The organism is Bradyrhizobium sp. DOA1 (genome assembly GCF_001593325.1).
Taxonomy (GTDB): domain Bacteria; phylum Pseudomonadota; class Alphaproteobacteria; order Rhizobiales; family Xanthobacteraceae; genus Bradyrhizobium.
In genome coordinates, this window is the sequence record NZ_JXJM01000001.1 from 4833982 (window position 1) to 4852362 (window position 18381).

General features: G+C 64.2%; 18 protein-coding genes and 1 pseudogene. 8 read left to right on the forward strand and 11 right to left on the reverse strand.

Features of this window, described 5'->3' with window-relative positions:
* Positions 1-105: 105 nt before the first annotated feature.
* Positions 106-1836: a cation:proton antiporter gene (locus tag SE91_RS22620; RefSeq protein ID WP_061849178.1), complete on the reverse strand. Its 1731-nt coding sequence runs from the start codon at positions 1834-1836 to the stop codon at positions 106-108.
* A gap of 546 nt (positions 1837-2382) precedes the next feature.
* Between SE91_RS22620 and SE91_RS22625 the strand changes: the two genes are divergently transcribed.
* On the forward strand, positions 2383-3615 hold the full coding sequence (locus SE91_RS22625) for an aminotransferase-like domain-containing protein (protein ID WP_061849179.1): 1233 nt from the start codon (positions 2383-2385) through the stop codon (positions 3613-3615).
* A gap of 84 nt (positions 3616-3699) precedes the next feature.
* Here SE91_RS22625 and SE91_RS22630 read toward each other — a convergent pair whose 3' ends face one another.
* A complete protein-coding gene (locus SE91_RS22630; protein ID WP_061849180.1) occupies positions 3700-3972 on the reverse strand; it encodes a helix-turn-helix domain-containing protein in 273 nt (90 codons plus the stop codon).
* A 158-nt stretch (positions 3973-4130) separates the two neighbouring features.
* Here SE91_RS22630 and SE91_RS22635 point away from each other — a divergent pair, with 158 nt between their 5' ends.
* A complete protein-coding gene (locus SE91_RS22635) occupies positions 4131-4583 on the forward strand; it encodes a hypothetical protein (RefSeq protein ID WP_061849181.1) in 453 nt (150 codons plus the stop codon).
* Between the two features lie 96 nt (positions 4584-4679).
* Positions 4680-4922 (forward strand): hypothetical protein, encoded by a 243-nt coding sequence (locus tag SE91_RS22640; protein ID WP_061851252.1) that lies wholly within the window; start codon positions 4680-4682, stop codon positions 4920-4922.
* 58 nt (positions 4923-4980) lie between these two features.
* On the opposite strand, the gene SE91_RS22645 is transcribed toward SE91_RS22640, so the two are convergent.
* The 5 genes from SE91_RS22645 to SE91_RS22665 form a co-directional block, all read right to left on the reverse strand.
* Positions 4981-5799 carry an aldo/keto reductase gene (locus tag SE91_RS22645; RefSeq protein WP_061849182.1) on the reverse strand — a complete coding sequence of 273 codons (819 nt, stop codon included), beginning with the start codon at positions 5797-5799 and terminating at the stop codon, positions 4981-4983.
* A gap of 299 nt (positions 5800-6098) precedes the next feature.
* Positions 6099-7670: an alkaline phosphatase D family protein gene (locus SE91_RS22650; RefSeq protein ID WP_061849183.1), complete on the reverse strand. Its 1572-nt coding sequence runs from the start codon at positions 7668-7670 to the stop codon at positions 6099-6101.
* A gap of 113 nt (positions 7671-7783) precedes the next feature.
* The gene (locus SE91_RS22655) at positions 7784-8203 is read right to left on the reverse strand and encodes a hypothetical protein (protein WP_061849184.1); all 420 of its coding nucleotides are present in this window, start codon (positions 8201-8203) and stop codon (positions 7784-7786) included.
* A 107-nt stretch (positions 8204-8310) separates the two neighbouring features.
* Positions 8311-9312, reverse strand: a complete 1002-nt coding sequence (locus tag SE91_RS22660; protein ID WP_061849185.1) for an NAD(P)H-dependent flavin oxidoreductase — start codon at positions 9310-9312, stop codon at positions 8311-8313.
* 63 nt (positions 9313-9375) lie between these two features.
* A complete protein-coding gene (locus SE91_RS22665) occupies positions 9376-10113 on the reverse strand; it encodes an SDR family oxidoreductase (RefSeq protein WP_061849186.1) in 738 nt (245 codons plus the stop codon).
* A 175-nt stretch (positions 10114-10288) separates the two neighbouring features.
* Here SE91_RS22665 and SE91_RS22670 point away from each other — a divergent pair, with 175 nt between their 5' ends.
* Positions 10289-10753 carry a winged helix-turn-helix transcriptional regulator gene (locus SE91_RS22670; RefSeq protein WP_061849187.1) on the forward strand — a complete coding sequence of 155 codons (465 nt, stop codon included), beginning with the start codon at positions 10289-10291 and terminating at the stop codon, positions 10751-10753.
* 153 nt (positions 10754-10906) lie between these two features.
* On the opposite strand, the gene SE91_RS22675 is transcribed toward SE91_RS22670, so the two are convergent.
* From SE91_RS22675 to SE91_RS22685, 4 genes are all read right to left on the reverse strand, one after another.
* On the reverse strand, positions 10907-12526 hold the full coding sequence (locus SE91_RS22675; RefSeq protein ID WP_061849188.1) for a DHA2 family efflux MFS transporter permease subunit: 1620 nt from the start codon (positions 12524-12526) through the stop codon (positions 10907-10909).
* The gene (locus tag SE91_RS22680; protein WP_061849189.1) at positions 12523-13677 is read right to left on the reverse strand and encodes an HlyD family secretion protein; all 1155 of its coding nucleotides are present in this window, start codon (positions 13675-13677) and stop codon (positions 12523-12525) included. The genes SE91_RS22675 and SE91_RS22680 overlap by 4 nt, the downstream gene beginning before the upstream one ends.
* Positions 13678-13867: 190 nt before the next feature.
* Entirely contained in the window at positions 13868-14026 is a 159-nt protein-coding gene (locus tag SE91_RS37205) for a hypothetical protein (protein ID WP_008551460.1), read from the reverse strand.
* Between the two features lie 15 nt (positions 14027-14041).
* The gene (locus SE91_RS22685; protein ID WP_061851253.1) at positions 14042-14416 is read right to left on the reverse strand and encodes a PRC-barrel domain-containing protein; all 375 of its coding nucleotides are present in this window, start codon (positions 14414-14416) and stop codon (positions 14042-14044) included.
* Between the two features lie 138 nt (positions 14417-14554).
* On the opposite strand from SE91_RS22685, the pseudogene SE91_RS22690 reads away from it, so the two are divergent.
* The 4 genes and pseudogenes from SE91_RS22690 to SE91_RS22705 all read left to right on the forward strand — a co-directional run bounded on the left by SE91_RS22690 (position 14555) and on the right by SE91_RS22705 (position 18310).
* Positions 14555-16343: pseudogene (locus SE91_RS22690) on the forward strand (thiamine pyrophosphate-requiring protein).
* Between the two features lie 8 nt (positions 16344-16351).
* Positions 16352-16579, forward strand: coding sequence for a hypothetical protein (locus SE91_RS22695; RefSeq protein ID WP_061849190.1), 228 nt, complete (start codon positions 16352-16354; stop codon positions 16577-16579).
* Between the two features lie 87 nt (positions 16580-16666).
* Positions 16667-17218, forward strand: a complete 552-nt coding sequence (locus SE91_RS22700) for a DUF4142 domain-containing protein (RefSeq protein WP_061849191.1) — start codon at positions 16667-16669, stop codon at positions 17216-17218.
* Between the two features lie 201 nt (positions 17219-17419).
* On the forward strand, positions 17420-18310 hold the full coding sequence (locus tag SE91_RS22705) for an SDR family oxidoreductase (RefSeq protein ID WP_197489501.1): 891 nt from the start codon (positions 17420-17422) through the stop codon (positions 18308-18310).
* Positions 18311-18381 lie beyond the last annotated feature (71 nt).

Here is an 18381-nt window from a genome sequence, read left to right on the forward strand (position 1 = left end):
CTAGTCTTTCCAGCGCAACCGCTCATGCCGGAGGGCAGGCCTGCCGGGATGGTTCACCAGGGATATAGGCGCCCCGCGCCGGAGAGGAAGCAGCAGCCCGGCCGGTCAGGGCAGCACTTCGCGCCGCTCGCCGAGACGCTGATCGAGCTCGGCGCGCTTGTCAGCCAAAAGGCCGGCCTGGGCCGCCTCGATCACAGTGAACAGCTCATGGGCATCGCTGACCCGGGTCACCGTGACATAGCTGGCGCCAGCCTCATAGAGCTCGTCGACATCGGCCAGGAGGTCGGCCGTCGCCACGATCAGGGCGGTGGGATTGAGCGCGCGGACGTGACGGACCAGCTTCTCGTTGGTGGCGCCCTTGAGCAGCGAATCCGGCACGCTGAGAATGATCATCTCGGACTTACCGATGCCGGCATGGAGCAGCGTGTCGACATTGCTGATGTCGCCATAGATCACGTGCAGGCCGCGCGAGAGCAAGGTCTGGTACACATTGGGGTTGAAGTCGACCACGGTGATCTGCTCCAGCAGCACCGGGGCCTGCCGCTCGATCTCGGCGAGAAGTGCGCTTGCCGCACGGAAAAAGCCGAGGATGACGATGCGGCGGGCCTCGCCATGGCCGCCCTCATGCCCCTCCTCGCCTTGGCCGCTGCCGTGATCGAGGTCGCGCAGGCCGATCCGCTTCAAGGGACCGATCGCCCAGCGGGTAATCTCGTCGCTGCGGGTCATCACGAAGGTCGAGAGCACGGCCAGCACCACGAAGGCGAAGGAGGCCGCGTTCGCCGTTTCCGCTGCGATGTGGCGGTCGGTGACACCGGTCTGGATCACCACCAGTGAGAATTCGGAGATCTGCGCAAGGTTCAGGGCCGGCAACAGGCTCGCGCGCAGCCCCTGCTTCATCAAATAGAGCGGCGTGAAGGTGGTGACGAGGCGGCTCACGACCGTGAAGCCCGCGATCATCAGGGCGAGCCAGATCACGGAGAGGCCGGGGATAGGAATGGTCATGCCGAGCGCGACGAAGAACAGCGTGATGAAGAAGTCGCGGAGCGTGGTGACCTTGGCGGTGACGTCGAGCGCATAGGGGAAGGTCGAGAGCGAGACGCCGGCGATCAGCGCGCCCATCTCGCGCGACAGCGACAGCTGATACGCGGTCTCGGCGACCAGGAAGCACCAGGCCAGCGCGCCGAGCAGGATCAGCTCGGGGCGGCGGGCGATCTGGTGAAACACGCGCGGCAGCACGTAGCGGCTGACCAGCAGCGCAGCGGTGACCAGAACCGCGACGCGGCCGACCGAGAGCAGGATGACGCTGACCTGTAGATTGGCAAGGCTCGGTTGCACCGCCAGGAACAGGATGGCGAAGATGTCCTGGAGCACCAGCACGCCGAGGGTGATGCGGCCCGGCAGCGTATCGAGCTCGCGCTTCTCATAGAGCACCTTGACGATGATGACGGTGCTGGAGAGCGCGCAGGCGACGCAGAGATAGACCGCATCGAAATGCCCGCCACCGAGCGACAGGCCGATGCCGACGAAGAAAAGCACCCCGAGCAGGCAGCCGCCGAGCAACTGGCCGCCCGCCGCGAACAGGATCACCCGCCCTGCCCGCACGATCTTCTTCAAGTCGATCTCAAGGCCGATCATGAACAGCATGAAGATCAGGCCGAGCTCGGAAATGACCCCGATCGATTCCTGGGAATGGACCCAGCCGGCGCCGAATGGACCTATGCAGAAGCCGGCGACAAGGTAGGCCAGAATCAGGGGTTGCCGGGAGAAATGGGCGAGCAGGCCCAACATCCAGGCAAACAGAATACAGAGAGTGATGTCGTGAATGAGCTCGTGCATGCCAAATTGGTCCGTTTTTGCCGCACCCTAGAGACGGGTTGCGGTGCGGCAAGCGAGCAATTCGTCACATGCGGAAAGGGCTCTTCGCAGCCAGGCTGCTCGATCCCTTCGCCTTTGCCGTTGCGCGCCGCCGCGCAATCTGAGGTCAGTATCGAACAAAACCTTGCCGATTCGCTCCCACGCCATCGAAGAGGGGCCCTCTCCGTCCCCAGCGGGTCTCTGTACCCGCCGATTCCAGCGTCGCGATGGGCCAGGCAAGCCGGCGTCGACGTCTCGGCGATGCTGAGCGTGCACAACGCCTCCGAGACCCGCTGGTGGTCCAACGCATCGCCTATTTCGACACCGCAGGCAAGCAGGTCGAGAGCTATCTGAAGGGTCCGGGGAGAGCGAGATTGCCAGCCCCTTGCTCAAGCCTTGATGCTTGGCGGCGTCGGCAATGCACATTACCCTTTCATCAGCCCCGTCCGCCCCGGACGGCCAGCAAGAACTGACGCGGCCAGCCGGTGCAACGCCGGCTGCTCAACAAGAACAAAACGAGGAATGCCCATGACGTCCAGCTTCGATTTCGCGCCCCTGTTTCCGGCGGGGCTGCCGGCCCCTTCTGCGCGCTGGACGGGCCTTGCCAAATACAGCTTCGTCGGCGGCAACAACGATTCCGAACAAGTCCCGCTGGAGGGCCTGATCGAGGCGACCAACCTGGTGCTGCAACGCGAGGGCCGCTCACTCGCCACTTACGGGCTCGCGCATGGTCCGCAGGGTTACCTCCCCTTGCGCGAATTCCTCGTGACGAAACTCAAGCGCGATGCCGGCATCAATTGCACGGTGGACGATGTCATGATCGTCTCGGGCTCGCTCCAGGCGCTCGACCTCGTCAATGCCGCATTGCTGGCGCGCGGCGACACCGTGATCTTCGAGCAGGAGAGCTATCAGGGCTCGCTGACGCGCCTGGCGCGGCTCGGCGTCAACGTGGTGGGCATCCCCCTCGATGAGGACGGCATGCGCATGGACGTGCTGGCCTCGACGCTCGCCGACCTGAAAAGCCGCGGCATCCGGCCGAAATACATCTACACCATTCCGACCGTGCAGAATCCCACCGGCAGCATCATGCCGGAGAGCCGACGCGCCGAGCTGCTCCGCCTGTCATCCGAATACGGCGTGCCCATCTTCGAGGACGATTGCTATGCCGATCTCGTCTGGTCGGGGCAGCGGCCGCCCGCGATCTACGCGATGAGCCAAAACGGCGGCGTCATCCATATCGGCTCGTTCTCCAAATCGATCGCGCCGGCGCTGCGCGTCGGTTTCGTCGTGGCGCCCTGGGAAGTGATGTCGCGGATGCTGGCGCTGAAGACGGATGCCGGCTCGGGGGCGCTGGAGCAGATGGTGCTTGCCACTTATTGCAAGCCGCATTTCTCGGCCCATGTGCCGGCCCTGACCAAGGCGCTGCGCACCAAGCTCGATACGCTGATGGAAGCTCTCAATGAGCAGTTCGGGACGGCGGCCGAGTTCGAGGAGCCCAAGGGCGGAATCTTCCTCTGGGTGAAGCTGCCCGACCAGGTCGATACGCTGAAGCTCTATCAGGCCGCGCTCGCCGCCGGCGTCTCGATCAATCCGGGATCTGAATGGTCGACCAACAAGAGCCATTCCAGCTCGCGGCTGCGGCTGTGCTTTGCAAGCCCGACGCATCAACAGATCCGCGAGGGAATCGCGGTGCTGGCCGACATCTGCCGCAAGGAGTTCGGCGTGCCCGCCCGCAGCGCCAACGTCGAGAAGCCGGCCTGATGCTTATAGCTTGGGCATGATCTTGCCGGAAAACCGCTTCACACTTTGCGCTGACGCGGCCCTTCGGGTCCGGATCATGCCCGATCAGGCCGCCTGGGGCTGGCTGCGGTGGATCGCGGCGGCCAGACGCAACAACAGGACGATCGAGACGTTGCCCTTGCCCACCTCGATCTGGGCGATGTAGCGCTCGGAAATCCCGGAGCGGCGGGCGAGCTCGCGGCGCGACAGCTCGCAGCGCGTACGCGAGGACCGCAGGCGATCGCCGAGCTCGGCCAGAAACGCGGTTTCGGAATAAGGCGGCACCGCGCAGCTCCCCGGGAGCACTTCGCCCACAAGATCCATGACTTGATTCAGCATCGGTCCATCCACGCTTCGCCTTGAGAAGCGCATCCTAGCCTGGATGGGGCCGGCCTCATTTGACGCGGATCAAATTCGCGCGCGATCGGCAGTCGGCGTGGACGACCCGGCGGGGGATGCTACACTTTGGAATTCTTCGAGGCGGGGCTTACCAGGATATGACGGGTTGTTTGAGCCGCTGGACCGCGGCTTTGCTGCTGTGGGTCGCACTCGCGTCCACGGCGCGCGCCGAAACATTGGCTGCGACCGTTGAGCAATGGGGCCTGCTCGGCTCCTGGGCGGTCGACTGCGCGGCCCGGCCCGACCGGGACAAGGGCGCGCTCCTGACTTACGAAACCAGGAAGGACGGCCGGGTCATGTATCGGCGTAATTTCGGCGACACCAAAGACGAGAGCGAGGTCGTATCCGCCACGGTCAACGCCGAAGGTCTGCTCAATGTGATGGTGTTCTTCCCTTCGCTGCATCAGACGCGCGAATTCGGGCTACTGTTGCAGAAGGACGGCAGCTTGCGCGCAGTCTACAATCGCAGCGAGCGCGGCGAGTACACGATCAGGGACGGCAAATTCGTTGCAACCGGCGCGCCAACGCCGGCGCAGCAACGCTGCGATTAACCACCTGAACGCCTGTTCAGAATTCTCTTCCCGTTCCTCCGGAACGTTCGCCCGAATGCGCGGTTTAGATTTGCATTCGAATTGGAGGAGTACATCATGAAGAAACTTGGTTTGGTGGTTGCGGCTCTGGGTGCGCTCGTGATCGCAGCACCGACAGTGGCAAGTGCGGAAACGGTGGTGATCAAGCGCAGCGGCGGCTACCACCATCATCACCACGGCCCGTACGGCGCCCGCGCTGAATATCGCAGGCATCATGATCACGGCTGGCATCGCGGGCATCATCGCGGCAACAAGGTCGTCGTGATCAAGCGCAGCCACCGCCATCACCACTGGGACTAAGGCGTAACGCAACATGGAAATGGCCCCTCGCGGGGCCATTTCCTTTGCGCGTCGGGCTCTAGTCCCAGGCCGGCGCGAAGCCTGGATTGACGCAGCGCTTGTCCTTTGCCAGCGCGGCGATCTTGTTGCGGTCGGCATCGTCGAGCGTGATCTTCAGCGCATCGAGATTGGCCTTCTGGCTCTCTCGGCGCGACGCCTTCGGGATCGCAGCAACGCCGTCCTGGTCGAGCAGCCATTTCAGCGCGACCTGCGCTGCGGTCGCGTCGTGCCTGCTACCGATTTCAGCCAGCACCGGATCGGTCGCGAAACGTCCTTGCGCCAGCGGACAATAGGCAACCAGCGGGATCGACTTGGCCTCGAGATAAGCCAGCAGCTTCGACTGATCGAGCATGGCGTGATATTCGACCTGATTGCAGGCGATCGGCGCCTTGATCTCCTCGACCGCGATCTTGAGTAGCGCCGTGGTGAAATTGGCGACACCGATGGCTCGCGTGCGCCCTTCCTGCTTCAACTTCATCAGAGTTTCGAACACCGCACCCCAGTTCGCGGATGTCGAGGGCCAGTGCACGAGATAGAGGTCGACATGGTCGAGCCGGAGCTTGTTCAGGCTGGCATCGAAGGCGCGCCGGATCGCATCCGGGCCGAGATTCTCGTGCCAGACCTTGGTGGTGACGTGGAGCTCGCCGCGCGGCACGCGCGAGGCGGCGATGGCCGAGCCGATCGGCTCCTCATTGGCGTACATCTCGGCGGTGTCGATATGACGATAGCCGAGCGCGAGCGCGCTCTCGACCGCGGCACGGCAGGCATCGCCCTGCATGCGGAAAGTGCCGAGGCCGAGCTTGGGCATGCTGATGCCCTGTGTCTTCAAATGGTCCATGAAACAGCTCCTGACATCATTCATCCCGCCAGAGGCGCGGTGAGGCCGCGGCGACAGACTCTTCGGTGATGGAAAAGAAGTGGCGGGAGCAGCGATGGTAGCGTGAAAGGCGCGGCGGGGCCAATCAAGATCGGGTTAGGAACTTCCCGCCCGTCATGCCCGGGCTTGTCCCGCCTGCGCGGCCGAGCCGCTTCGGCGTGGCGAAGGCCCCGGGCATCCACGTTCTTCGTGCCGTGCGGCAAGTCGTGGATGGCCGGGTCAAGCCCGGCCATGACGATGCCGAGAGAACTTCCCGATCCTCACGAATGCTGTGCCACCACGGCCGGGCGCGGCTGCGGCTGCGGCTGCGGCACGATATCGACCGACCAGAGGTCGCGGTTGTCGACGTCCTTCAAGGTCACCGTCATCACCCCGGACGCGCCGTCGATGTCGACACGGCCGAAGAACTGCAAGCCGAAGCAGGGCGCCAGGTTCTCGCCCTGCTCGGCCCTGCAGCCGTGCTGGTACATCGCGACCGGGCCGAAGGTGTCATCGAGCTCGCCGGGGCCCCAGGTGCCGGCGTGGAGCGGGCCGGAGACGAACTCCCAGAACGGCTCGAAATCCTGGAATTGCGCCTTGCTGGGATCGTAGTAATGCGCGGCAGTGTAGTGCATGTCGGCCGTGAGCCAGACGATGTTGCGAATGCCGGCGTGCTTGATGGAGCCGAGCAGGTCGGCGATCTCGTGCTCGCGCCGATCGGGCAGCCCGTTGCCGAGCGCAACGGCGTCCAGGCTGATGAGGCCGATCGGCAAGTCGGCCGCGATCACCTTCCAGGTCGCGCGCGAGGCGGCAAGCTCGCGCTTGAGCCAGGCGAGTTGCTCGGCGCCGAGGATCCAGCCGCGATGGTCGTCGCCCTTGTTCCATGTGCCATCGCGATAGCTGCGCATGTCGATCATGAAGACGTCGAGCAGCGGGCCGTAAGCGATCTTGCGATAAACCCGGCCTTGCCGCGCGGCGATGTCGCGGATCGGCATGAAGTCGAAGAAGGCGCGGCGGGCGCGCGCGACCAAGAGCGGCGTGCCGTCGTCCTCATAACCGGCGGTATCGTAGCTGCCGGTCGGCGACCAGTCGTTGGTGACCTCGTGATCATCCCACTGCGCGAACATCGGCACCTCCGCATGGAAGGCGCGAAAATGTTCGTCGAGATGGTTGTATTTGTAATTGCCGCGGAACTGCGCCAGCGTCTGCGCGACCTCGGATTTCTCCTCGGTAACGAGGTTGCGCCAGGTCTCGCCGTTCGGCAGCTTCTGTTCGGCAGGTATCGTGCAGTCGGCGTAGATGTGATCGCCGGAGTGGATGAAGAAGTCCGGACGGTTGTCGCGCATGGTGCGATAGCTGCGATAGCCGCCGCGCGAGACGTCGATGCCCCAGCCCTGCCCCGCGGTGTCGCCGGACCACAGGAACGAGATCGACTGGCCAGTTGCCGGCGCGGTGCGGAAATGTCCGACGCGGCTTTCGCCGGCGATGCCGGTTGCGATGTCGTCGAAGCGGACGCGATAGAAGATGTCCTGACCGGGCGGCAGATCGTTCAGCAGAAGCTTTGCCGTGAAGTCGGCGTCAGGCAGCGCATCGCGCGAGACCGACGCGATGATGGTGTTGAAACTCTCGACGGTCGAACATTCCACCTGCATCCGCGCGGGCCGATCAGCGCGCGCCCAGATCACGGCGGAGCCGTCGGAGACATCGCCGGACTGGATGCCGCCTGCGATCTGCGGGCGATCCGCCGCGCGGCTAATGGAGGGCTTCGCGAGCGAAGCGATGGCGAGGCTGGAGGCGGAGCGGACCAGGAACTGTCGCCGGGTCCATGCGCGCGGGGCGCGGGGCGATGCCATTCAGGAGACCTTCGTCGAATCACGACGGAAGGTGCCTGCGCTCCTTGACTCCCGGCTTACGGTTTCTTGACTCCGCGCCTAAGGTTTTACGACGCAGGGATGACGGCTATGAGCTAGCGCTTCCAGTCGCAGATGCCGCCGGAGCGGCACGGCCAGGTCTGGATGCGCGTGTCCATCGCCTGTGCGTCGAGCGGATTGCCGTGTCGATGTGACAGCCTCGTGCGCGCCGAGCCACGAGGCTGGCTGCTCTTGGTATGGGCGACCTTCGGCGGCGGCACGTGCACGCGTTCGGCTGCAACCTTCTTCGGCACGTCGATCGGCTCGGCGCGCGCTTGCGCCTCGTTGCCGCCCCGCGCCTCCAAAGCGACCGGCGCGAATTGCGTCTCCGGGCCGAGCCGCTTCGGCGACAGCACGGCCCTGGAGAGATCGAGGCCGAGATATTCGCCGGGCTTGTAGTCGTCGGCACGCGCAACGCCGCCCGCTGTGAGCACGAGCGCAACCGCAATTGCAAAAGAAGCACTTTTCAGGACCACGGACGCCTCCTGAAATTGATCATGAAAGGGGTAATTTACCCCTATTTAGGAGGCGTCGCGCGCAATTCCAGCGGTCAATGCCGCCGTGGTTAAGAAGTTTGGCGGTGTCACGCGACCTTTCGCGTCGCCCCCGTCTCATCCAGGAACCCCATCAGGCGGCTGCGGATGATCTGCTCGGCCTCGGCCATGATGCGGTCGACGAGTTCCTTGCAGGAGGGGATGTCGTGGATCAGGCCGGCGACCATGCCGCAGCTCCAGGCCCCCGCGTCCATCTGGCCGTCCAGCATGATCTTGGGATAGACGCCGGCGACCTGATCGTGAATGTCGTCGATCTTCAGGCTGGCGCCCTTCTCGCGCTCGATCTCGATGAGGCGATCGACATTGGCGTTCTTCAGGACGCGCTCGGTATTGCGCAGCGCCCGCATGATGAGGCGCGTGTCGAGTTCGGTGGCCGCGACCAGCGCGTTCTTGACGTTCTGATGCACCGGCGCTTCCTTCGTGGCGATGAAGCGCGTGCCCATGTTCATGCCGGCGGCGCCCAGCGACAGCGCGGCGACGAGGCTGCGCCCGTCGGCCATGCCGCCCGAGGCAACGAACGGGATCTTCAATTCCTCCGCCGCTCGCGGCAGCAGGATCATGTTGGGTATGTCGTCCTCGCCGGGATGACCGCCGCACTCGAAGCCGTCGACGCTGACGGCATCGCAGCCGATGCGTTCGGCCTTCAGCGAATGACGGACCGAGGTGCATTTGTGGATCACCTTGATGCCCGCGGCCTTCAGCGCCGGCATGTAGGCTTCCGGGCTGCGGCCCGCAGTCTCCACCGCCTTGATGCCGCCCTCAACGATGGCCGCGATGTATTCCGGGTAAGGCGGCGCGGCGAAGGTCGGCAGGAAGGTGAGATTCACACCGAACGGCTTGTCGGTCATGTCGCGGCAGCGCGCGATTTCCTTTGCGAGCAATTCCGGCGTCTTCTGCGTGAGACCGGTGATGATGCCGAGCCCGCCGGCATTGGAGACGGCCGCCGCCAGCTCGGCAAAGCCGACGAAATGCATGCCGCCCTGGATGATCGGATGCTCGATGCCGAACAGTTCGGTGATCGCAGTCTTCACGTCGGTTCCTCCCAAAGCCTCGTTTGATGTCGGGTCCAGTCTAACCGTAGTCGCGTGCCGTGGTCACCATTTCTCTCCGAACGGGCGGATCTCCATCTCGAAGGTCCAGGCGCTCTTCGGCTGCTGGTAGAGCTGCCAATAGGCGTCGGCGACCGAGGATGGCGGCATCAGGAGATCGGGATTGTCCAGCGCATTCGGCCCGAGCGCCTCAAGCCGGCGCTGGCGCACCCATTCGGTGTCGACGCCGGAATCGATGATGAGGTGAGCGACGTGGATGTTCTTGGGCCCGAGCTCGCGCGCCATCGCCTGGGCCACCGCACGCAGGCCGAACTTGGCGCTGGCGAAAGCGGCAAAGCCGCTGCCGCCGCGCAAGGACGCGGTGGCGCCGGTGAAGAAGATGTTGCCGCCGCCGTGCGGCAGCATCAGCCGCGCCGCTTCGCGGCCCGCCAGGAAGCCGGAATAGCAGGCCATCTCCCATACCTTCCGGAACACGCGCTCGGTGGTGTCGAGGATCGGGAAATTGACGTTGGCGCCGACGTTGAAGATGCAGACATCCAACGGCGCGTGCTTGTCGGCATCATCGAGGAAGGCAATGACTTCGTCCTCTTTGCGCGCATCGAGCGAGCGCGCATGGATCTCACCACCGGCAGCTTCGATATCCTTCACCAGCGGCGCGAGCTTGTCGCCATTGCGACGGCCGGCGAAGACGGTAAAGCCTTCAGCGGCGAATTTCTTGGCGATCTCCGAGCCGATGAAATCTCCGGCCCCGATGACGGCGGCAGTGGCGTTTCGCTTGGGCAAGGTCGCCTCCTCCGATGAGCCGCGCCGTGGGCGTGGCAAGCGCGCAGTGCCCCGAAGGCTATAGTTCTAAAATAGAACTGTCAAACCCCATGGGTAAATGTTAGCTTCCACGACGAATTGTCCTGACCCTTCAAGTCAGTTCTTTTTTCAGACTGATTGCCCGCGGAGACCGCACATGAAATGGGACACGCTGGACGAAGAAACCTGCTCGCTTGCTCGCACCATCGCGGTGATCGGCGACCGCTGGACCCTGCTGATCCTGCGCGAGTGCTTCTTGCGCGTGCGGCGGTTCGAGGCGTTCCAGTCCTCCCTCCAGATCACCCGGCACCTGCTCTCGGAGCGGCTGAAGAAGCTGGTCCGTTTCGGCATCCTGCGCCGCGTGCCCTATTCCGATGCGCCCAAGCGCTACGAATACATCCTCACCCAGAAGGGCCTCGACCTCTACCCGATCATCATGGCGATGGTGCATTGGGGCGACGCCCATATGGGCGACGAGCGCGGCCGCCCGATGCTGCACGAGCACAAGACTTGCGGCAAGCTGTTCGACCCCGTGATGGTGTGCTCGGAATGCGGCGAGGTGCTGCATGCGAAGCAGGTACATGTGCATGCGGGACCGGGGCGACACGAGGCGGTCGGGTGAGGGAGGCAGGCGAACCTCACTAACCGTCATTGCGAGGAGCCCTTGCGACGAAGCAATCCAGAATCCTCCGCCGAGACAGCCTGGATTGCTTCCGCCTTTGCCAAAGGCTTCGGCGGACAAGTCGCTGCGCTCGCAATGACAGCAGCGGCAACCTCAATGCCCGCGCGCCGGCGCGCTCAGATCGATCCGGCGCAGCACGGCTGCGGTGGGAACCATCAGCAGCGCGACGATCGCGAGCGTCCAGAACACATCGATATAGGCGAGCAGGTCGACCTGCCGCTGCAAGGTCTTGCCGACCCAGGCCACCGCCTGCGCGGCGGCGTCGCTTGCATTCGAGCCCTGCGCCTGGAAGTAACGCGTCATCGCGTCGATGGTCTGCTGGTAGCCGAGATCGGACGGCGCGGCGTGCTCGACCAGCCTGCTCTGGTGAAATTGCTGGCGTTGCGCCAGCATGGTCTGCGCCAGCGCGACACCCATCGAACCCCCGATGTTGCGAGCGACATTGATCAGCGCCGAGGCCTGGTTGGTCTTGTCGGGCGGGATGCCGTCATAGGAGGCGGTCGTCACCGGCAGGAACAGGAAGGGAAGACCGAGCGCGAGGAAGATGCGCGACAGCGCCGCGTAGCCGTAGGTGATATCGCCCGTGAGTCCAGTGAGATGCCACATCGAGAAGGCGACGATCGCGGCGCCGAACATGATGAGGTATTTCGGCTGTACCGTGCTGACGAGGCGCCCCACCACCGGCATCAGCACCAACGTTGCGATACCGCCCGGCGACAGCGCAAGTCCGGCCAGCATGGCCGTGTAGTTCAGCTCGGTCTGGAGCAACTGCGGCAGAAGCTGGGTGGTCGAGATCAGCACCGCGCCGGTGGCGAGCATGACCAGGAAACAGGCGGCGAACTGACGCCGGCCGAGCAGGCGAAGATCCACGATGGGATCCTTGCGCGACAATTCCCACGGGATCAGCGCGAGCAGCGACACGGCCGCAAGCACCGCGAAGACGACGATCATGTTCGATCCGAACCAGTCCTTGCGCTGGCCTTCATCGAGCACGAATTCGAGCGAGCCGAGCCCGATCGCGACGAGAGCGAAGCCGACATAGTCGACACGCAGGCCCTTGCTGAGCAGCTTCTGCCTCTCCTCCTCCGCACCAGATGGTTCCTTGACCAGCGAGCCGACCAGGAACAGCGACAGCAATCCCATGGGGACGTTGATCAGGAACACCCAGTGCCAGGTGTAGGTGTCGGTGATCCAGCCGCCGAGCGTCGGGCCGATCACCGGCGCGACCACGACGGCCACGCCGTAGATGGCGAAAGCCTGGCCGCGCTTATGCGGCGGAAAGGAGTCAGCGAGGATCGCCTGCTCGCTGGTCGCCATGCCGCCGCCGCCAAGGCCCTGCAGAATGCGGAATAGCACGAGCGATTCCAGATTCCAGGCGAAGCCGCAGAGCAGCGAGGCCAGCGTGAAGGTCGCAACGCAGATCATGTAGAAGCGCTTGCGGCCGATCACCGTCGACAGCCAGCCCGAGATCGACAGCACGATGGCGTTGGCCACGAGATAGCTGGTGATGACGTAGGTGCTCTCGTCGATGCCAACCGCGAGGCTGCCGGCAATGTGGCGCAATGCGACGTTGGCGATGGTGGTATCGAGCACCTCCATGTAGGTCGCGATCGAGACCACGAAGGCGATCAGATAGGGATTGTGCCCGCCCGCGGCCGACCGCTCCGGCGACCATCCGCCGGCGGACGCGCCGCCTTGCGTGGCATCCGTCATCGCACCCTGGTCCAGGGCACGACCGACATGCCGGGACCAACGGGCAAATCGGGCGGCCAATTGTCGACGACGATCTTCACCGGCACGCGCTGCACCACCTTGACGTAATTGCCCGTGGCATTCTCGGCCGGCAGCAGGCTGAAGGCCGTGCCCGAGCCGGGCTGCACGGACTCGACGTGGCCGGTCAGCTTGCGGCCGGGATAGGCATCGATGCGAATCTCGACCGGCTGGCCCGGCCGCATGTCACTCAGCTGGGTTTCCTTGTAATTGGCGACGATCCAGACCTCGTCGGGCACGAACATCATCAGGCTCTGACCGGCCGTGACGAACGTGCCTTTGGCGCCCGAGAGCTTGACCACGCGGCCGGACTGCGCCGCGACGACGCTGGTGTATTGCAGGTTCAGCCTGGCCTGGTCGAGCTGCGCCTGCGATTGCGCGAGCTGCGCCTTGGCGCCTTCGCGCTGCGCTTGCAGCGTCTTGATGCCGAGTTGGGCTGCGGTGACCGCAGTCTTCGCGCGCTCCGTGTTGGCCTGCTGCGCCTGGAGATCGGACCGGGTCTGCTGCTGGCGCTGCACGGTGCCGGCGCCTTTCTCGACCAGCTCTTCGGCGCGCTTGAACTCCTCCTGCGCGAACTGAAGCTGGGCTTGCGCCTGCTCGAGCTGGGCTTGGGCCTGCTTGATCTGCTCCTCCTGCGAGACGATCTGCGCCTCGACATTGTCGATATTCGCCTTGGAGACCGCGACCTGCGCGTCGGCCTGCTCGATCGCGATCCGGTAGTCGCGCTCGTCGATCTTGGCCAGGAGATCGCCGGCCTTGACGTGCTGATTGTCGGTGACAGGGATATCGGTCACGTAGCCGCCGACCTTGGAGGCGACCGAAAAGCTGCGCGCGGCAACGAAGGCGTCATCGGTGGACTCGTAGTGCCGAACATCAAGCCAATAAAGCAGACCGCCGATCAGCGCCGCAATCAGCACAAGGACGCCGACGGTCGCAAGCAGCCAATGCTCGCGGAGCCGGTCGCGCAACGACGGCGTCGGCTTGTCCGGCTTATCTTCGCCGCCGCGAACCTGATCGGGATTGAATGTCGGAGCTTCCTTCGCCTTCTGCGGCTGCTCCACAGACGGCCTACGCTCCCGGGTTTGAGCATCCACGCTGGCACCTATTCTCGGGCTGACGGCAGCAAGCAACTTGAACGTGCTTGCGCACCGGGAGCCCAACCGCAGTGCAGAACCATGGTTCCCTGGTGCTCAAGCGCCTCTGCCTTTCGTGAATGCGGTGCGCAAAAAAGAAGCGCGGCACCGGCGCCGCACTTCTCGATGATATCGTGTAAAGGAGCGCGCTTCAGTGCGTCTTGGTCTCGTGCCACTTCTCGAGATCGGGTTTCACCTCGTCCGATCCCTGTTCCTTCTCTGGATTGCCCTTCCAGGGCTTGTCCGTTTGCCTGTGCGAACCCCAGTCGCTCTGCTGCCGGGGATCGTCAGTGGGTCGTTCCTTGCTCATAGGATCGTCCTTTCGTTACGCGAAGGGGACACCGTAATAGGCATTGATCCCGCGGACGGCGGCATCGTCGCCCCAGTTCCACTCGGTCTTCTCGCCGTATTTCGGCGCGCCTTCCAGATCCTTGGCGGTAATCGCAGTAACGTAGCCGCCGAGTTCGGTGTCGTATTTCAGCGACTGCCAAGGCAATGGATAGTGATCATTGCCGAGGCCGAGAAAGCCGCCGAAACCAAGCACCGCGTAAGAGACCTTACCGCTGATCTTGTCAATCATGACCCGTTCGATCGAGCCGATCTTGTTCCGATCGGCGCCGTAGACGGCTGTTCCTTCGACCTTGTCGCTTCCGATCAGCCGGCCCATCTCGTTGCGGTCCAGTTCGCCCTGATTCAGCATCGTCATTCTCCATTCAGCCATTTGTGAATCAACCGCAAGGGGTGAGTGATCGTTCCGGCGCGTGTTCCGCAAGAGCTTGGGAACATCGCCACAGACAACCGGTTCTCTGACGAGGCCGCAACCAAGAGAGCCGCCCGCATGTCCCAGACCGTCTCCGACTTCATCGTTCAGCGCCTGCATCAATGGGGCGTGCGTCATATCTTCGGCTACCCCGGCGACGGCATCAACGGCGTGTTCGGCGCCATGAACCGGGCGGAAGGCAAGATCGGGTTCGTCCAGGCGCGGCACGAGGAGATGTCGGCGTTCATGGCGAGCGCCTACGCGAAATTTTCAGGTGACCTCGGCGTCTGCATCGCGACCTCCGGTCCCGGTGCCTCGCATCTCGTCACTGGTCTCTATGATGCATTGCTCGATCACCAACCGGTGCTGGCGATCGTCGGCCAGCAGGCTCGCAATGCGCTGGGCGGCCATTATCAGCAGGAACTTGATCTTCTCTCGATGTTCAAGGACGTCGCCGGCGCCTATGTCATGCAGGCCTCCTCGCCCGCACAAGTGCGGCACCTGATCGATCGGTCGGTGCGGATCGCGCTGGCGCGGCGGACCCCGACCGTGATCATCCTGCCCAACGACCTGCAGGAAGAGACCTACGAGGACCCGCCCCGCGCTCACGGCACGCTGCATTCCGGCATCGGCTATAGCGCGCCCAGAATCATGCCCCGGGACGCCGATCTCGACCGCGCGGCCGACGTCCTCAATGCCGGCAAGAAGGTTGCGATGCTCGTCGGCGCCGGCGCGCTTGGCGCCACCGACGAAGTCATCGCGGTCGCCGACCGGCTGTCGGCCGGCTGCGCCAAGGCGCTGCTCGGCAAGGCCGCGCTGCCCGACGACCTGCCCTGGGTCACCGGCTCAATCGGCCTGCTCGGCACCGAGCCCAGCTACAACATGATGATGGAGTGCGACACGCTGCTGATGGTCGGCTCCGCCTTTCCCTATGCGGAATTCCTGCCCAAGGAAGGCGCAGCGCGCGGTGTGCAGATCGACATCGACGCCAGCATGATGTCGATCCGCTTTCCCATGGAGGTCGGCCTCGTCGGCGATGCCGCCGAAACATTGCGCGCGCTGCTGCCACGGCTCGCAACCAAGAGCGACGGCGCCTGGCGCAAGGGCATCGAAGACGATGTCGCAAAATGGTGGAAGACGCTGGACGACCGCGCGCATCAGCCGGCCGCGCCCGTCAATCCGCAGCTCGTCGCCTGGGAATTGTCCCCGCGCCTGCCCGACCGCGCCATCATCACCAGCGATTCCGGCTCCTGTGCCAACTGGTTCGCGCGCGACCTGAAGATGCGCCGCGGCATGACGGCGTCACTCTCGGGGGGGCCTCGCCTCGATGGGCGCTGCGGTGCCTTACGCACTCGCCGCCAAATATGCCCATCCGGACCGGCCGGTGATCGCGCTGGTCGGCGACGGCGCCATGCAGATGAACAACATGGCCGAGCTGATCACGGCCGCGAAATACTGGCGCTCGTGGCGGGATCCGCGCTTCGTCGTCTGCGTCTTCAACAACGAAGACCTCAACCAGGTCACCTGGGAGCAACGCATCATCAACGGCGATCCCAAGTTCGAGGCCTCGCAGCGCATTCCCGATGTTTCCTATTCGCGCTTCGCCGAGCTGATCGGCCTGCGCGGCATCTTCGTCGACAGCCCAAAGCTGCTCGGCTCGGCCTGGGAACAGGCGCTGGCGAGCGAGATGCCCGTCGTGCTGGAAGTGAAGACCGATCCGGAGGTGCCGCCGCTGCCGCCGCATATCACGCTGCAGCAGGCGAAGAATTTCTCGCTCGCGCTGCTGAAGGGCGATCCGAACGAAAGCGGGATGATCAAGGGAGCAGCGCGGCAGGTGTTCGAATCTATTCTGCCCGGAAAGGAATGAGGTGAACCATGAGCGACTTCCGCGACATCCAGCACGGCGTCAACGATCCGGTCGGAGGCCTCGACGTCAAGCGGCAGATCAACGACAACCGCACGCCGCATGAGCGGGCGCAGCGCCATGCCGACGTGCGCGCCGACGCCACCGCCACACCGGCCGAGCCGTTCCTACCGGAGCGGCTTCGACGCAAGCCGACCGATCCCATCAATCCGCGAACGGGGCGCAATCCCACGGATTAGCCGTTAGGAACCTCGGCCTTTGCAGGGTGTTGATCGGCGCAATATGGCGCGGCGGATGGCCGCGCGATCAAGTGAAGGGACCGGACCATGAAACGTACCATCATCGCCATTGCTTGCATGCTTCTCGCAGGCCCCGCACTGGCGCAATCCCTGGGCGAAAAGACCGGCGTCAATTCGGCGCTCGGTGTCTCGCCCTCCACGGAGGATTTCGTCAAGCAGGTCGCCATTAGCGACATGTTCGAGATCGAATCGAGCAAGCTCGCCGAGCAGAAGGGAAATGCGCAGGAGAAGAGCTTCGCGCAGCAGATGGTGACCGATCACACCAAGACCAGCACCGAGCTCAAGGGGCTGGTGAATGACGGCAAGGTCAAGGCGACCCTCCCGACCGCGCTCGACAGCTCGCATCAGAGCAAGCTCGACAAGCTCAAGAATGCGACAGGCAAGGACTTCAGCTCGGATTACAATTCCTACCAGGTCAGCGCCCATGAGGACGCCGTCTCGCTGTTCGAGCGCTACGCCAAGGGCGGCGACAACGCCGCGCTGAAGGATTGGGCCGGCAAGACGGTGCCGGCCCTGAAGCACCACCTCGAGATGGCCAAGGAGCTCGGCAAGGCGCCGAACGTCGGTCAGACCAAGTAACGCATTGCCGAGGGACGCCGGCGCGCCGGCGTCCTTCGCTTAGCAACGACAACCGCCTCCGCGCATTGAGCTTCGACCATCGCGGAGAGCATGATGTCAAATCCCAGCAACACCTCACTGTCCCGCCGGCACGTCGTCCACGCCGCGAGCGCAACGCTCGCGGCGGCTTCACTGCCATCCACAGCGAAAGGAGATACGTCCATGGCCGAGCAGGCGTTGATCGATCCCGTCAGCCGTTATCCGAAGCCGCCGTTCAAGAAACAGTCGCAGGCCTGGCCGGGACTTGCCAGCAAGATGGAGCCGCGACCGGATCATGGCGAGACCAGCTACAAGGGCTCTGGCCGGCTCGCCGGCCGCAAGGCCCTGATCACCGGCGGTGATTCCGGCATGGGCCGCGCTGCCGCAATCGCGTATGCGCGCGAAGGCGCCGACGTCGCCATCAACTATCTGCCCGCGGAAGAGCCGGATGCGCAGGAGGTGATCGCGCTGATCAAGAAGGAAGGCCGCACCGGAGTTGCGATTCCCGGAGACCTCAAGGACGAAGCCTTTTGCAAGCGGCTGGTCGAGCAAGCCGTGCAAGCCCTCGGCGGACTCGACATCGTCGTCAACAACGCGGCGCGGCAGCAGACGCGCGACTCTATCCTCGATGTCTCGTCGGAGGACTTCGATGCAACTATGAAGACGAACATCTACGCGCCGTTCTGGATCATCAAGGCGGCGCTGCCGCATCTCAAACCCGGCTCCTGCATCATCGGCACGACCTCTGTGCAGGCTTACGACCCCTCCCCAGAACTCTACGACTATGCGCAGACCAAGGCGGCGACGATGAACTACGTGAAGTCGCTGGCGAAACAGCTCGGTCCCAAGGGTATCCGCGTCAACGGGGTTGCGCCCGGGCCAATCTGGACACCGCTCCAGGTCTCCGGCGGCGCGACCATGGAGAAGCTGGAAAAATTCGGCGGCATGACACCGCTCGGCCGTCCCGGCCAGCCTGTCGAGCTGGCTTCGATCTACGTGCAGCTTGCCGCGGCCGACGCCAGCTATGCGACAGGGCAAGTGTATGGCTCGGCCGGCGGATCCGGACAGCCTTAGCGAAGGCCACGGCGTCGGAACTCAGGAACCATCTTTGTCTCCCAGCCTTTACAAAACTGTCATGGAGGAAA

Excerpts from the sequence above, each read along its gene's own strand:
- SE91_RS22620 (WP_061849178.1), bottom strand. The coding sequence starts at position 1,836 with ATGCACGAGCTCATTCACGACATCACTCTCTGTATTCTGTTTGCCTGG.
- SE91_RS22625 (WP_061849179.1), top strand. The coding sequence starts at position 2,383 with ATGACGTCCAGCTTCGATTTCGCGCCCCTGTTTCCGGCGGGGCTGCCG.
- SE91_RS22630 (WP_061849180.1), bottom strand. The coding sequence starts at position 3,972 with ATGCTGAATCAAGTCATGGATCTTGTGGGCGAAGTGCTCCCGGGGAGC.
- SE91_RS22635 (WP_061849181.1), top strand. The coding sequence starts at position 4,131 with ATGACGGGTTGTTTGAGCCGCTGGACCGCGGCTTTGCTGCTGTGGGTC.
- SE91_RS22640 (WP_061851252.1), top strand. The coding sequence starts at position 4,680 with ATGAAGAAACTTGGTTTGGTGGTTGCGGCTCTGGGTGCGCTCGTGATC.
- SE91_RS22645 (WP_061849182.1), bottom strand. The coding sequence starts at position 5,799 with ATGGACCATTTGAAGACACAGGGCATCAGCATGCCCAAGCTCGGCCTC.
- SE91_RS22650 (WP_061849183.1), bottom strand. The coding sequence starts at position 7,670 with ATGGCATCGCCCCGCGCCCCGCGCGCATGGACCCGGCGACAGTTCCTG.
- SE91_RS22670 (WP_061849187.1), top strand. The coding sequence starts at position 10,289 with ATGAAATGGGACACGCTGGACGAAGAAACCTGCTCGCTTGCTCGCACC.
- SE91_RS22675 (WP_061849188.1), bottom strand. The coding sequence starts at position 12,526 with ATGACGGATGCCACGCAAGGCGGCGCGTCCGCCGGCGGATGGTCGCCG.
- SE91_RS37205 (WP_008551460.1), bottom strand. The coding sequence starts at position 14,026 with ATGAGCAAGGAACGACCCACTGACGATCCCCGGCAGCAGAGCGACTGG.
- SE91_RS22685 (WP_061851253.1), bottom strand. The coding sequence starts at position 14,416 with ATGCTGAATCAGGGCGAACTGGACCGCAACGAGATGGGCCGGCTGATC.
- SE91_RS22695 (WP_061849190.1), top strand. The coding sequence starts at position 16,352 with ATGAGCGACTTCCGCGACATCCAGCACGGCGTCAACGATCCGGTCGGA.
- SE91_RS22700 (WP_061849191.1), top strand. The coding sequence starts at position 16,667 with ATGAAACGTACCATCATCGCCATTGCTTGCATGCTTCTCGCAGGCCCC.
- SE91_RS22705 (WP_197489501.1), top strand. The coding sequence starts at position 17,420 with ATGGCCGAGCAGGCGTTGATCGATCCCGTCAGCCGTTATCCGAAGCCG.